This is a genomic window from Maribacter sp. PR1 (assembly GCF_028464145.1).
Lineage (GTDB): Bacteria > Bacteroidota > Bacteroidia > Flavobacteriales > Flavobacteriaceae > Maribacter.
On record NZ_JAQPCG010000001.1, the window covers coordinates 354,375 to 369,567 of the forward strand.

12 protein-coding genes are annotated in these 15,193 nt (G+C 39.2%); 5 read left to right on the plus strand and 7 right to left on the minus strand.

What is annotated here, in order from left to right; genetic code table 11:
• Window positions 1–4 precede the first annotated feature (4 nt).
• The 3 genes from PP182_RS01600 to PP182_RS01610 form a co-directional block, all read right to left on the minus strand.
• Window positions 5–301 (minus strand): thioredoxin family protein, encoded by a 297-nt coding sequence (locus PP182_RS01600; protein WP_272649575.1) that lies wholly within the window; start codon window positions 299–301, stop codon window positions 5–7.
• Between the two features lie 92 nt (window positions 302–393).
• Window positions 394–1,623, minus strand: coding sequence for a metallophosphoesterase (locus PP182_RS01605; RefSeq protein WP_272649576.1), 1,230 nt, complete (start codon window positions 1,621–1,623; stop codon window positions 394–396).
• A 57-nt stretch (window positions 1,624–1,680) separates the two neighbouring features.
• Complete coding sequence (locus PP182_RS01610; protein WP_272649577.1) at window positions 1,681–2,403, minus strand: copper homeostasis protein CutC; 723 nt, start codon at window positions 2,401–2,403, stop codon at window positions 1,681–1,683.
• Between the two features lie 41 nt (window positions 2,404–2,444).
• On the opposite strand from PP182_RS01610, the gene PP182_RS01615 reads away from it, so the two are divergent.
• The 3 genes from PP182_RS01615 to PP182_RS01625 all read left to right on the plus strand — a co-directional run bounded on the left by PP182_RS01615 (window position 2,445) and on the right by PP182_RS01625 (window position 6,876).
• Entirely contained in the window at window positions 2,445–3,440 is a 996-nt protein-coding gene (locus PP182_RS01615) for an isoaspartyl peptidase/L-asparaginase family protein (RefSeq protein ID WP_272649578.1), read from the plus strand.
• Window positions 3,441–3,535: 95 nt separating this feature from the next.
• Window positions 3,536–6,370 (plus strand): DNA polymerase I, encoded by a 2,835-nt coding sequence (gene polA / locus PP182_RS01620; protein ID WP_272649579.1) that lies wholly within the window; start codon window positions 3,536–3,538, stop codon window positions 6,368–6,370.
• A 176-nt stretch (window positions 6,371–6,546) separates the two neighbouring features.
• A complete protein-coding gene (locus PP182_RS01625) occupies window positions 6,547–6,876 on the plus strand; it encodes a T9SS type A sorting domain-containing protein (RefSeq protein WP_272649580.1) in 330 nt (109 codons plus the stop codon).
• A 3-nt stretch (window positions 6,877–6,879) separates the two neighbouring features.
• Here the strand turns inward: PP182_RS01625 and PP182_RS01630 are convergent, their stop codons facing one another.
• The 4 genes from PP182_RS01630 to PP182_RS01645 all read right to left on the minus strand — a co-directional run bounded on the left by PP182_RS01630 (window position 6,880) and on the right by PP182_RS01645 (window position 14,093).
• Window positions 6,880–9,297: a TonB-dependent receptor gene (locus PP182_RS01630; protein WP_272649581.1), complete on the minus strand. Its 2,418-nt coding sequence runs from the start codon at window positions 9,295–9,297 to the stop codon at window positions 6,880–6,882.
• Window positions 9,298–9,311: 14 nt separating this feature from the next.
• Entirely contained in the window at window positions 9,312–10,475 is a 1,164-nt protein-coding gene (locus PP182_RS01635) for a DUF4249 domain-containing protein (RefSeq protein WP_272649582.1), read from the minus strand.
• A 400-nt stretch (window positions 10,476–10,875) separates the two neighbouring features.
• A complete protein-coding gene (locus PP182_RS01640; RefSeq protein ID WP_272649583.1) occupies window positions 10,876–11,376 on the minus strand; it encodes a lipocalin family protein in 501 nt (166 codons plus the stop codon).
• 83 nt (window positions 11,377–11,459) lie between these two features.
• Window positions 11,460–14,093 carry a DUF5916 domain-containing protein gene (locus tag PP182_RS01645; protein WP_272649584.1) on the minus strand — a complete coding sequence of 878 codons (2,634 nt, stop codon included), beginning with the start codon at window positions 14,091–14,093 and terminating at the stop codon, window positions 11,460–11,462.
• A gap of 240 nt (window positions 14,094–14,333) precedes the next feature.
• On the opposite strand from PP182_RS01645, the gene rplM reads away from it, so the two are divergent.
• Window positions 14,334–14,789: a 50S ribosomal protein L13 gene (rplM, locus tag PP182_RS01650; protein ID WP_272649585.1), complete on the plus strand. Its 456-nt coding sequence runs from the start codon at window positions 14,334–14,336 to the stop codon at window positions 14,787–14,789.
• Entirely contained in the window at window positions 14,789–15,175 is a 387-nt protein-coding gene (rpsI, locus tag PP182_RS01655) for a 30S ribosomal protein S9 (protein WP_272649586.1), read from the plus strand. Before rplM ends, rpsI begins: the two co-directional genes overlap by 1 nt.
• Window positions 15,176–15,193 lie beyond the last annotated feature (18 nt).

Sequence of the window (15,193 nt, forward strand, 5' to 3'; positions counted from 1 at the left end):
GGAACTAGACGTATTCGTTGAGTATGCCTATAAGGGTTTTGGCATCTTGTTCTCCACTTTGACGCCATACCATCTCCCCTTTTTTGTAAATCATAAGGGTAGGAAGGCCTTTTACACGCAATGCTTGGGAAAGCTCTTTGTTCTTGTCCACGTCAATTTTGATCACTTTACCTCTATCTCCTAGAGCAGCGGCCACATCTCGCATTACCGGATGCATTGAAGTGGATTGTTCGTTCCACTCGGCATAAAAATCCAATAGAACGGGAACATTCAAGTCTATAAGTTCACCAAATTTAGACATAGGGTCGGCTTTACGTTATTCGCCAAATGTAGTAAAAAATGTTAAAATACAACGTGAGCCCCATATATTGTAAGCATGGAGCTAAGTTAAAATCATGTTAAGGCTTTCTTTTTTAGGGTAATCACAGTAATCTCTGGCCAAATACCTACCCTTCCTGGATAACCTAAAAAACCAAACCCTCTGTTTACATTGATAAACTGGCCCAGTTCTTTATAAACTCCAGCCCAATACTTGTAACGCCATTTTACGGGGCTCCATTTTACCCAACCTGGAATTTCAATACCAAATTGCATACCATGGGTGTGTCCGCTTAAGGTTAGGTGATAATGCTTTTTATCATAAATCACTTCCTCGGACCAATGAGACGGGTCGTGACTCATTAAAATAGTAAAATCCTCTGCAGCTATTTTAGAGGTCGCCTTTTTTAGGTCTCCTGCTTTTTTAAAGCCACCTTTACCCCAATTTTCTACACCCACAAGGGCAATCCTGTCGTCACCTTTTTGTAAATACCTATGTTCATTTAATAACAGATCGAATCCCATATCTCGCTGTAATCGTTTTAGGTCCTCTAGGTTTTCACGTTTTAGTTCCTCGGTTTCCCAATCAATATAATCCCCATAATCATGGTTTCCCAAAACGGAAAATTTACCGTCCCTGGCGTTTAGGGTGCTAAAAAGATCAGCCCATGGCAACATTTCCTCTGTCTTATTGTTTACCATGTCACCGGTAAATAATAAAAGGTCGCTTTTCTGCTTGTTAATTAGGCTTACGCCATATTCAATCTTTTTACGATTATCAAAACTTCCGCTATGTATATCAGATATTTGTGTTATTTGATATCCGTCAAAACTCTCTGGTAGATCATCATATTCCAAGGTGTACTTTAAAACCTTAAAATTATACTTCCCCTTGTACATACCATAAAGTAAGGCACCAAAAGGCAAAGCGGCGATACCCAAAGCAATCATTCCTAAGAAACGCCTTCGTTGAGGCAGACTAAATTCCTTGGATTCTCCAAATAACTTTTGATAGGTTCCTGAAAGGATTCTGAAAATATCCTCGGAAAAAAGGAAAAGAATAATGACCAATTTAAAGGAAAGCATGGTTAACAAAAAACCAAAAGCATAACTTTTTGGTCTACTTAACACTCGACCGGCCTCCTCCCCTGCCGTAAATTGATAAATAAAGTTCACCAATACTGCCAAAGAAAGCAGAACATAAATAATATAGACCCAAGGCTGTCTAAACAATGTTCTTAGCGCCTGAACAATATAAAAACTTAAACCTAGGTATATCAATACAAAAATGATCCAGCGAAGCATGTTTCCCTTTTTTACAAAGATATTTTATGAGAATTTAGAAAGCGGTCCATTTGGTTTTTATTTAACCTTATTTACCACAGCTTGAATGGTCTCCAAGTGTGAAGTCCCAATTTTATCGTCGTTTAAAAAAGAAACGGAGTTCATTGAAATTGGGGGTGCAATTCTTAAACTTTTATGGAATTTAGTTCCCGACAAATGTACTGCTCTAAAACCTTGTTCCTTAAACAGTTTTACATTGCCATCGTTGATGCCGGAACCGGGCATGACCATTATATTCTGAGCACTTTCTTTTAACTCTTTTAAAAAATCGAACCCCTCTATAGCTGTTTTCTTTTGACCGGAAGTCAAAACGCAATGAGCTCCCAATAATTCCAATCTTGATAGTGTTTCCAGGGGTGTCTTAACCCAATCAAAGGCTCTATGAAAGGTAAACTTCATATCGTTGGAAGCGTCAATCAAGGACTTGGTCCTTTCTTCGTCTAGGGTATAATCCTTCTTTAGTATTCCAGAAACAATACCTTGAAAACCCAATTCCTTGCATAGTTTAATATTCTCCTTCATAATATCAAACTCCAAATCGGAATAGGTGAAATCTCCACTCCTTGGTCGGATTAATACGTGAACTGGTATGGAAACATGCTTCTTTACCATCTTTAAAAGGCCATAAGAAGGCGTAATTCCCCCGACGGCCAACTCCGAGCAGAGTTCAATTCTATCTGCACCTCCTCGCTCCGCATTTAGGGCAGATTCCAAGGAATTAGCACAAACTTCTACAAGCATATTCTTATATTTAGATTTCCTAAAAGTAAAGAACCACAACCATGAAAAGAAGAAAGTTCATTAAAAATTCCGGCGCCCTTACGGCAGGCATTTTAACTACACCCGTCATAGCTTCAAGTACTCCGAAAGTCAATAACGAACAAGGGCCAATAAATGCAGCAAAAGGAACTATACCCATAGCCATATGTACTTGGGATTTCGGAAATGCCACGGCAAAGGCCTGGGAAGTTCTTAATGCGGGCGGAAGTTCTTTGGATGCCGTTCACCAAGGTGTCATGGTTGAGGAAGATAATTTAGAAAACCAAACCGTAGGGACTGGAGGCCGACCGGACCGCGACGGAAATGTTACACTAGACGCATGTATCATGGACAAGGATGCAAACTGTGGTGCCGTGTTGGCACTTCAAAATATAGCCAATCCTATTTCCGTAGCCCGCAAGGTTATGGAAGAAACACCCCACGTCATGCTCGTTGGAAAAGGCGCGGAACAATTCGCGTACGAACAAGGTTTTGAAAAGAAAAACCTATTGACCGAAAAATCCAAAAAAGAATGGGAAGAATGGAAAAAAACATCCAATTACAAACCCATAATCAATATAGAAAACCATGACACCATCGGAATGTTGGCGATAGATAAAAATGGAGATATCTCAGGAGCCTGCACAACCAGCGGTATGGCCTACAAAATGGCGGGGCGCGTGGGAGATTCCCCGATTATAGGGGCAGGTCTGTATGTGGATAATGAAATTGGAGGGGCCACCGCTACAGGTGTTGGTGAAGAAGTGGTACGTACAGTGGGGAGTTTCCTAATTGTAGAATTGATGAGACAAGGGAAGTCGCCCCAAGAAGCCTGTGAGGAAGGCGTAAAACGGATAATTGCCAAAAATAAGGATAAACAGGATTTTCAAATTGGATTTATAGCTATCAATAAAAATGGGGATACCGGGGCCTATTGCATTCACCCAGGATTTACCTATAGAACCTATACTGATGAGGGTCATATAAATAATCCTTCTGCCAGTTATTTAAAATCATAATGAAAATATTGAACCAATCAACATCCTAAATAGAAAGCTCACCATTCTTTCAAAACAAACTTTGTACTTTTAACCTCAACCTATAATTTTCTAAAATGCCAGAACAAAAGAGACTATTTTTATTGGATGCATATGCATTGATTTTTCGTGGATACTATGCATTGATAAAGAACCCAAGAATCAATTCAAAAGGAATGGATACCTCAGCAATTATGGGGTTTATGAATTCCCTTTTTGATGTCATAAAGCGAGAAAAACCAGATCACTTGGCCGTTTGTTTTGATAAGGGAGGCAGTGTAGAAAGAACTGAAATGTTTCCAGAATATAAGGCAAATCGCGACGAAACACCGGATGCCATCCGGATTGCCATACCCTACATACAGGATATTTTGAAAGCCATGCACATTCCATCCGTAGTATTGGAAGGATGGGAAGCCGATGATATCATTGGAACACTTTCCAAACAGGCCGAAAAGGAAGGCTATAAGGTTTTTATGGTAACCCCGGATAAAGATTTTGGTCAATTGGTTTCCGAAAATATCTTTATGTACCGACCGGCAAGAATGGGCAATGGCATTGAAATCTGGGGTATACCCGAAGTCCAAAAACGATTTGGAGTAAAACGCCCCGAACAGGTCATTGATTATTTGGGAATGATGGGGGATGCAAGTGATAACATTCCCGGGCTACCAGGAGTAGGAGACAAAACTGCCAAGAAATTTATTGAACAGTTCGATTCGTTGGAAGGCCTATTGGAAAATACGGACCAGCTTAAGGGAAAAATGAAAGAAAAGGTTATCGAAAATGCAGAACTAGGTCGTCTCTCCAAAAAACTGGCAACTATTTGTATTGATTGCGATGTAACCTTCAATGCAGAAGATTACGAACTATCTGTACCAGACAATGAAGCCGTACAGAAGATATTTGAGGAACTGGAGTTTAGAAGGCTGAAAGATCAGTTCATTAAAATATTCTCCGGTGAGGAAGAAGTGATACAAACACCTGTAACCAATACCGAGACCGGCAAAAAAATGGCTTCTTCTGCAGGAAGTGGTCAATTCTCCTTGTTCGGTGGGGATGGTGCTTCCCCTGCGACTATTAAGGACAGTTCCAGCAGAAACACCATAAATGATATTCCGCATTCCTATCAGAGTGTTGCCCCTGGAATGGCCATGAAGCTATTCCTCCAAAACCTAATGAAACAAAAATCGGTCTGTTTTGATACCGAGACAACGGGGCTAAACCCATTGACGGCCGAGTTGGTGGGAATTGCTTTTTCTTGGGAAGCCACCAAGGGGTTTTATGTTCCAATATCAGAAAACAAGGAAGAAGCGCAAGAAATCCTCGAACAATTAAGGCCGTTTTTTGAGTCCGAAGAAATAGAGAAAATTGGGCAGAATCTCAAGTACGATATTAAGGTGTTGGACAAATACGACATCACAGTCAAAGGGAAATATTTTGATACTATGTTGGCCCATTATCTCATTAATCCAGATATGCGCCATAATATGGACGTCCTATCGGAGACCTATTTAAATTATACTCCTGTCTCTATCACTGAGCTTATTGGAAAAAAAGGTAAAAACCAACTTTCCATGCGTGAAGTTCCATTGGAAAAACAGACAGAATATGCGGTCGAGGACGCAGATATTACCTTTCAACTTGCTCAACACTTTAGACCCGAATTGGCTGAAGCGAAAACCGATGGGCTATTTAATGACATTGAAATTCCATTATTAAAGGTTTTGGCGGATATGGAGCTTGAAGGAATTAAGTTGGATATTGACTTTCTTAAGTCACTCTCCGAAGCATTGGAAAGTGACATTGCCAGTCTAGAACAACAAATTTATGAGGATGCCGGGGAAGAATTTAATATTGGCTCTCCAAAGCAACTTGGGGAAATTCTGTTCAACAAAATGAAGTTGGTGGACAAACCAAAGAAAACGAAAACCGGGCAATATTCCACTGCAGAAGATGTGCTGTCCTATTTGGCAAAAGACCATAAAATTATCCAAAATGTATTGGATTATAGAGGACTGACCAAACTACGGAGTACTTATGTAGATGCACTTCCGGAGCAAGTTGAGCCTTCCACAGGAAGAGTACACACAGATTACATGCAAACGGTAGCTGCAACTGGGCGATTGAGCAGTAACAACCCCAATCTGCAGAATATCCCCATAAGAACGGAACGAGGAAGGCAAGTCCGTAAGGCCTTTATCCCTAGAAATGAAGATTACACCTTATTAGCGGCGGATTATTCCCAAATAGAACTAAGGATAATCGCGGCCCTAAGTGAAGAAGACACCATGATTGAAGCCTTTAAAAATGGTGAAGATATCCATGCTTCGACTGCTTCTAAAGTATTCAATGTTCCCATTGAAGAAGTTACAAGAGAACAGAGAAGTAATGCAAAAACCGTGAACTTCGGAATTATTTACGGCGTCTCGGCCTTTGGTCTAAGTAATCAAACCGATTTAAGCAGGGCAGCATCTAAAGAACTAATCGATACCTATTACAAAACCTATCCCAAGCTTAGAAACTACATGAGTGAACTGGTAGATTTTGCCAGAGAAAATGGATATGTTCAGACCGTGCTCGGAAGAAGACGATATTTAAAGGATATTAATGGTAGTAATGCCGTGGTTAGGGGTGCTGCCGAAAGAAACGCTGTCAATGCACCTATTCAGGGTAGCGCAGCTGACATTATTAAAATTGCGATGATCAATATCCACAATAAGTTAAAAGAAGGCAGCTACAAATCCAAGATGTTATTGCAGGTACATGATGAATTGGTCTTTGATATTTATAAACCCGAATTGGAAGCGTTGAAAAAATTGATTAAATCTGAGATGGAAAATGCCTATACCTTGGCCGTACCCCTAGATGTGGAATTAGGAATGGGAGAAAATTGGTTGGTGGCCCACTAAGCTTATTCCGTTCTCAATACTTGAGGTTAAGGCACCTTTCGGCGCCTTTTAAGGTCATAGGTCAGTTACTTTACCATTTGACCATTTGGTTTAGGTCCATAAACGTTAAACATTCTTAAGAAGGCACTAAATTAAATCATACATGCGTTCGATGTATAACTGGGAAATTCCAACGGATGAAAAAAATAGCTATCATATCGCTCTTTATGCTCGCTACGAGTATGTTTTCCCAACAGCCTAAAAGTTATGACAGTCCAACAGCATCAAAGGAAGTTAAGGTGTTTCCCAATCCCGCAACCAATGTTATCAATATTCTCGGGCTACATAATTCGACAAAGGCTGCGATAGTAATATCCGATGGTTATGGGAACGTTATTTTAAACTACACATGGAAAATTAAAAACAATGCCTTAAATATTCCCATCGCCAACTTGAAATCGGGTATCTACCTTATATCCATACGTTCTAAAGAACAACGTATTCAAAAGAAATTTTTTAAGCAATAGTTCTTAGTCAAAGACAAAGTTATAGGTTACCGCAAAAAGAGGACTATTGAGCACGGAAAGTTCATAGGACCCTAAGGGACTTCCCAAGAAGATATCGGCATCCTCTAATCCCTGTCTCTGGGTATAATATACGTTGAATGGATTCCGTCTACTATACACATTATAAATGGTAAATATCCAATCTCCCTTCCATTTTCTATTGGGATTCTTGCCATAGGAAATCTTCCAAGAAAAGTCCAATCTATGATAGGGCCTTAGCCTTGCATTGTTTCGCTCCAAGAATATGGGAACATCTAAATCCTCCAACTTAAAAACACTGTTTGCAACGGTATAGGGCCTACCGGTTTGGGCGGTGAAGTTAAAACTCCAAGTGTTATATGGGTCACCCTCAAAATTAACCGTACCATTAAAAACATGTGGTCGATCAAAATCGGATGGATACCATTGATTATTATTAACTCGATCCACCAATTTTTCATTTTGTGATCTCAACAAACTCCGTGACCAGGTATAATTGAACCATCCATTAAATTTACCCCTTGGTTTTCTAAAGCTAAGTTCTACACCATAAGCTTTTCCTTCTGCTTGCACAATGTCACGCTCCAAAAATTCTTGTAAAAAGAAATTCGCACCGGGCTTATAGGTTAAATTATTGTCAGACGTCCTGTAATACCCTTCAACTCCAAGTTCAATGGTATTATCTGCCACACCGGTATAAACTCCAAGCCCAAAGGCGTCACTGGATTGGGGAGCAATATTTGGGTCTGATGTCTTCCATCGAGATGTTGGTAAGGGGGTCGTTGAATTATAAACATTCTGTAGATACTGATTCAATCTGGCATAACTAGCCTTAACAGAAGTTACTTCCCCTAGTTTATAATTAAGCCCCATTCTTGGTTCCAAATTGTTATACGTTTTTACCCCTGCCCCTTTTTCAAAAAAAGTAGACCCTGTAAGTTCCCCTGTAATATCATCGAAAGTACCCTGTGTATAAGGCCCCACAAAAACAAAGTGATTAAGGCGTAAACCGGCGGAAAGTTTCAATTTTTCTCCCAGCAACCAATTTACATTTCCATACCCAGAAAAGACATAACTATTTTCCCGCTCAAGGTCCACAGCTGATATACTATTACCATTTCCCGGGTCAAGGTTACCCGGTTGAATCGTATACTTGTTAATTTGGACCCCCCCATAATAATCGACCTTATCATTCACAATATTGGATAATTCCGATACCAAGCTTAAATAATTAATGCTTGAAGTGAACTCAATTTCATTATCACTCTCCTGTTCTGGAAAGATTGTTTTTGGTTTATAATCACTGGCTATAAAAAGTGTCCTAAGATTAACATCATTTTTAAAACTATGGGTCCAGTTTAGCGTACCGTTTAACGTCCTAAAATCGTATTGGTTACTCTCGGCATTTATGTTCTGAATCTTTGTAATTAGGTCCAATTGATAGAAATCCTTGGTATAAAATCCCGTAAAGGATAATTGATCGTTCTCGGTTGGCAAATACAACAATTTCATTGTGGCATCCTGGAAATTGGCCTTGGTATTTTTAAGTCTTTCCGAAAATAATGGCAGCAAGAAATCTGTGAAGCCTGCTCTACCTCCCACGCTTATCATTAACTTATCCTGTATAATGGGAGTTTCCAGTGATAATCTACTTGAAATAATTCCCACACCACCACTTAATTTAAACTTGTTGGTATAAGGATTTTTCACCTTTACATCTAACACCGAGGTAGTTCTTCCACCATATCGCGCCGGTATATTTGCCCTATATAAATCTACTGTGGATACCGCCTCTGGGGTAAAGACAGAAAACAGACCAAAAAGATGAGTCGGATTGAAAACCGGAGCGTAATCATAGAGCAATAGGTTTTGGTCTAAAGATCCGCCCCTTACCGAAAGCCCATTACTGAGCTCTCCAGCATTATTGACTCCGGCCAATAATGTCATACCTCTTAAAACATCAAATTCGCCTATGGCCGCTGGAATTTTTTTTAATTCTTGCGCATTCAGTTCAAGGGCCCCCATTTGCGGAGTTTCCAAATTATCCAAAATCCGTTTTGCCCTGACCACAACTTCTGACAACTGCTCCTCTTGGGGACTTAATTCAGTAGTTAAAATTTTATTTTCATTCAATTGTACATTAAGCACTTTAATGGCAAAACCGATATAATTGATGGTCACACTGTAATTTCCATCGGGCAATTTAATGGAGAAACGGCCTGCTTCGTTGGTTATACCGCCACATGAACAAGGATTAATTGCTATTTGAGTATTATCCAAGGGAAGACCTGTATTTTCGTCTAAAACAAGCAGGGAAAGGGTATAATCTTGTGCATTAGAAAAGAATCCAATTAATAAAAATGTTAATACTAAAAGACCTTTGGTTGGTATATATTGCTTCATTGGTTGTTTTTGGTTTATTGCCATCCAACAGGTTCTATGGCGGTTCTATATCTAGATTCTTCACATGGGGCCAATTGTGTTGGTGGGGGTGGATACGGCGAAGCTAAAGTAGGTTCTGTTGAAATAGTAGATGGTTGCAATGATTCCAAAGGTGCTTCCTCAATGTTCGCCCTTTCTACAAAAACATTGGCCAAAGAAGAGGCTGCAGCGGTAAACCTACCAAGCACGAATTCATCTGGGTCGTTCACATTAAACAGGTTCCCAATCAAGGCCGCAGGAGGTGGTGCGTTAAAACCGGATGCGTTATCCGTTATATCCTTTAGTATTTTGTAGTACTGATAAGCAGCAGGGGTTAATGCGAATTGCTGAATTTCTACGACCATATTTTCCTTGGAATACAAGGGCAATGTTCCCACTTCCAACTTTGAAACCACCTTGCCGTTAGAAAACGTATCATCAAAAATATTCACCTCTTCAGGATATCGTATTTTCCAACAATCGGTCTCACAGATATAGTCAAAATAACGCAACTCTCTATTGCTTAAATCATAAGGAGTACACGCTCCATTCCTGAAAATTGCATTTTGGCATCTTATACAATAATCAAGATTCTCAAAGGTACGGTAGCTCCAATAGTAATTATTTTCCGCCCCTGCGGGATCATCAAAACTTACCGCAATCTTATGACCCGATATAAACTTATCCAAAGACTCCCTGTATTCGAGTTCCTTAATATAGTTTATTTCTACTTCCTTAATTGGAACAGGATTCAGTACAACTTCAGGTTCAGATTCGTAGGTTCTACCATCAGGAAGTGTTACGGAAAGTTTCCAACGATCACCAGGGGCAACCATGAAATCCGAGGGGGAAAGATAGGTATCCTCAGATTCCTCAAAATCTACCATCGCACCAGTATCCATATTCACGACACTTACCGTGGCGCCAGTAATAAAACTCAGGCCCCTAATACCAAATTCCGTTACTGATTCATTAATAGAAATAAATGAAGCACCCGGAATTGTATTGGCAAAACCCTCGATAAATACTAAACCATCTTCATAATCGTATTCCGGGGTTACCGGTTCGATACAGCCGTTTATTAATGAGGTCATTGCCATTATTATAAGTACAGCCTTAAGCCATAAAATATCCGACCGTCCAAATTTATTTAAACTCATACTTTTTTTATTGAGACCATTGTATTGGCCGATTAGAAGTATTATATTTTTCATTTACCCAAGAAAGGACCAAGAATTGAGAAAGATAAATACAATTTTTATAGTGACGCCCGATAAAACTAAAAAGAAATACATCGATGGTTTTTAATTTAGGACTTGAGCGATTGAAATTAAGGAAGTAAAAAAATTGAAGCACAAAAAAATAGGACAAATGAGACCTGGTAACTTGGAGAAAAAATAACACCCCATTGGTTAATATCATTTTTAAAAATAGGAGTAAAAAACCACTAAACTGGTAAGTTAAATGTTAAAAATAAAGAGAATTGAGAATATCGGTTAAAAAACAAAAACCTTCAATGTAACATTGAAGGTTTGCTTTGAATATTATTTAAGATTGTAATTATCTTCTCTGGAAAATAAGCTGCCCACTTTCATTAAATTCAGGGATTTGTAAATCGGCGGCATTTACGGTCATTACATCTCCATTAATTGTAACGTCTACGGCTACGGTATCCCCATTGGCATCCACAAAGCTTACCACATTACCTTCGTAGGAATATGTACTGGTCTCCGTATCCGATTGTGTCGGACATGGAATGTCCAACCCCGTTTGAGTGGCATTTATTTCAATGAAATTCGCAGAATTAATTGCTGAAGCGGTCATATCCGCATTAAATTGCAAGGTTATAATATAGCAATCCTTATCCGTAAGATGGGCCAGAATTTCTCTGGCAAATAAAGCATCATCATTGGCTGTGGATTCGTCTATTTGTAGCTCCGTAGCGTCCCAGGTGCCCACTATATTTACCGAAGAATCAATATTGGGCTCATCACCTTTATCCGAGCTACATGAAATCAACAATGAAAACATTATAAGGAAGCTAAAAACACTTTTTTTCATAATTACTATAGATTTGGTTACCAAAACTATAGAACGAAAGAAACCTAATAATATTTCCTTTTCTCTTCTTTGGTCTGTAATTATTAAAGTATAAAGCGATATGTGGCCTTTAATAAAAAGGTATTATCCTTTTTCTGACCTAGAATCTGGTTATCCAAGTTTCTTCCCAAGGTTTCGGTGGGGTCTCCAAATCCGACAACACCTTGAGACCAAACCAAGAATATTTCCGAGCCGGGTATATATTCCCATCGCATTACCAAATTTGAGCGGAACTGTACAAATGAAAAGTCGGGGTCAGCAATTTCATAATCCGTATTTCCGTTCAAATTTTCGTCTATCAGATAGGAACCGGTTTCCTGCGATTTGGATATTTGGGAATCCGAATATAATGTAATCCTTTCGTCTAATTTTTCTGCTATTGAATTATTCACATAATTGAAATCCGTATAAGTCCCTCGAGATATAAACGGTTCTCCGTAATACTGGATAGAAAGATTAGGGTTTAAACTATAGTTAAAACGAATTGCGGTATTGAATGTACGCTGGTCTATATTGGCAGTTATATATCTTGCGGTGCCATTAAAGGAACTCTCCGATACATATTGCGTTTTGTTCGGATTCTCCTCGTATTCCGAGGAAATCGAGAGACTAAAAGCATCAAACGGTTGATAATTGCATCTGAACACATAGCGCTTTAAGGAAAAATTATCTTCCGCAGCCTGGCTGTTTACATAACCCAAGGTAAAATTGAATTTTTTTCTTCGATCAGAACCAAAAAACAAGAACCAAAAATTTTCTTCGGACCACTGCCATCTGGGGCCTCCCCTTAAAACCGTGTTTGAGAATATTCTTGGTTTGTGCGCGGCTCCCGCTTCCGTCCACCAGTTATTTTTGTAATTAATAAAACCTTGGAACTCATATTGTACCCTATTGTAGTTTCCTTGAAAGTCATAGGTAGTGAATTGCTCCAAACCTACCTGCGCCGTCCTGTAAAAACCTGTAGGTTTTAAAAACAATCTCCGAATACTTGCGTATTGCTTTATTTCATCGGCTTGTCTTAAGAACCCTACATCATTTAATTCTAACTCCGGGGAACGCCAAATAACCCCGCCATTATATCGCCAGCTTCCACCTCCTGCTTTACCCAATTCTAACTTACCGCCTGTTCCTGTAAGCGAGGTTCTTGTGGTGTCCACGTTGACATGATCAGCATCTACCCGTTGAAATAAATGTGTTATGCTCCTTTGTGTATCCGTTATTGCCACTTTACTGCCCATAATGTGGCTTCCCACAAAATTACCTTCTAAATAATACTGCCTTTCTTTCCAGTTATGTCTAAAATCCAAACCGCCGGAATATGCAGATTTTCTCAAAAAAGAAAGATTATCGGGAAGGTTTCTGTTGGTGGCGGTGAATATGCCTCCAACATAAGAGTTTCTTTCATTAAAATCCTTTTGTACCCTACCGACTAAATAATTGGTCAAAGGTTCCACCAGTTCCTCTCTTCCGTTTCCAAGAGTATCCAACACTTCGGCAAACATGTTTCCCGTTACACTTTCTAAAAGACCTAAGGACCAACCATTCTTTGTTTTTCCAGAAAATTTAGCAGCGCCCAAAATCGTTGAGTTTTTTGGATGATCGATAAATTCCGCATCTTCATCCACCACAAAACCTTGAGGACTTCTACCGATTCGTCTACTATAGAAAAGGTTATCATTACCATCGGCAAATTCATAATCAAAAATATTCTTGTTCTCAATAAAGAAAGGTCTTCTTTCTTCAAAAAATATTTGAAAACCGTCCAGGGCTATTGCCCCGGGATCGGCGTCTACCTGTCCAAAATCTGGGTTAACGGTAAGGTCCAAGGTCAAATCGTTAGTTATTCCGATCTTAGCATCCAGTCCGCCGTTAAACCTAAAATCACTTCCATCCCTAAAGGGGTTCCTTGCTTCGGAAGGATAGGTATCCAATTGGTTTACCACAAAAGGCTGAATTTCCAATTGTTTCTGTGGTTGTATATTAAATAACCCCCTTAAAATCCCAAACTCACTTACCCAACCGGGAGCACCACGCAGCATTGGTTGCCATAAAGATCGTTCCTCGGCCCTAAAAAACCTTCGGTTTAACTGTAAACCCCATATTTGCTCCTCCTTTTTTCCAAATTTCAATTGACTAAATGGAATTTTCATTTCGGCTGTCCAACCCAATTCATCAATGTTGGTCGCTGTATACCAAATAGGGTTCCAACTTGCATCCCAATTATTGCCATTTTGCGAAATGAACTCATCACCCTTTACCCCAGCAGCGGATACATTGAAAGAGAACCCCGTTCGTTTATCATTATAACTATCAATATTTAACTCTATCCAATCTCCAGCAAAGTTATCGCGTCTGGCCAACCTCCTTTCTATGTTAGCCGGAACACTGTCAAAACATCTTACACCAACATACAGAAACTTGGCATCGTAGGTTATTTTAAATTTTGTTGGTTGACTGGGTACTTCTCCGTTGTTGGGGTCGAAAACGGTAAAATCCCCTTCCCAAGGTACAACCTCCCAAGCCTTCTCATTTAAAAGGCCGTCAATTTCCAAAAGTTCACCAGAAGGCAACACTTTAGTTTTATATGTTCTTTTAGGAATGGCAGTGGAGTCACTTTGGGAATACACACTAACTGATATCAATAAAGAAATTGATACCAATCGTAATTGGTTTAACATGTTTGATCGTTGATTTGATTGAATGACCTAAAAATAATGTAGGTGTTACATAGTGATGGGTATTTTAGTCTTTTTTTAACACCATTAAGGCAAATAATTATGGCTTCATCTTGGTCAAATAATGGAAATGAAAAAAACTAAAAATAATTAGAAACAAGTATTTGCAATTCAAGTTTATAGTTGTACATTTGCAGCCCATTTCACGGGATTGAATAGAATAATAGTTAAAAAACAGTAGCAGTGGATACACTAAGTTATAAAACCATATCCGCCAATAAATCAACCGTAAACAAAGAGTGGTTGTTGGTAGATGCCGAAGGAGAAACGCTAGGGCGTTTATCCTCTAAAGTGGCTAATTTATTGAGAGGCAAACACAAACCAAGTTTTACCCCACATGTTGATTGCGGTGACAATGTAGTTGTTATCAATGCTGAAAAAATTACCTTGAGCGGCAATAAATGGTTAGATAAAACGTATGAGCGCTATACTGGTTATCCAGGTGGACAGCGTTTTACTTCCGCAATGGAATTGTTGGAAAAAAACCCTGCTTCAATTGTAGAAAAAGCCATCAAGGGAATGCTTCCAAAAAATAGACTAGGTGCGGACCTTTTCAGAAACCTTAAGGTTTATGCTGGTTCAGAACATGGTCAAGAAGCTCAAAAACCTACTGCGGTAAATTTAAAAGATCTTAAATAATGGAAATAATTCATAAAATAGGTAGAAGAAAAACTGCTGTTGCCAGAATATATCTTTCTCAAGGAGATGGTGCAATCACTATTAACAATAAGGATTTAAACGATTATTTCCCAACTGCCACTTTACAGTATAAAGTTAAGCAGCCATTTACACTTACTGATACTACGGACAACTACAATGTAAAGGTCAATGTATTTGGTGGTGGTATAACTGGACAGGCCGAAGCAATTAGATTGGCCATTTCCAGAGCCATGTGCGAAGTGGATATTGAAAACAGAGCAACCCTAAAACCAGAAGGTTTATTAACTAGGGATCCTAGAATGGTAGAACGTAAGAAATTCGGTCAGAAGAAAGCCCGTAAAAAATTCCAGTTCTCCAAGCGTTAATCAAAGAATTTTCAAAGC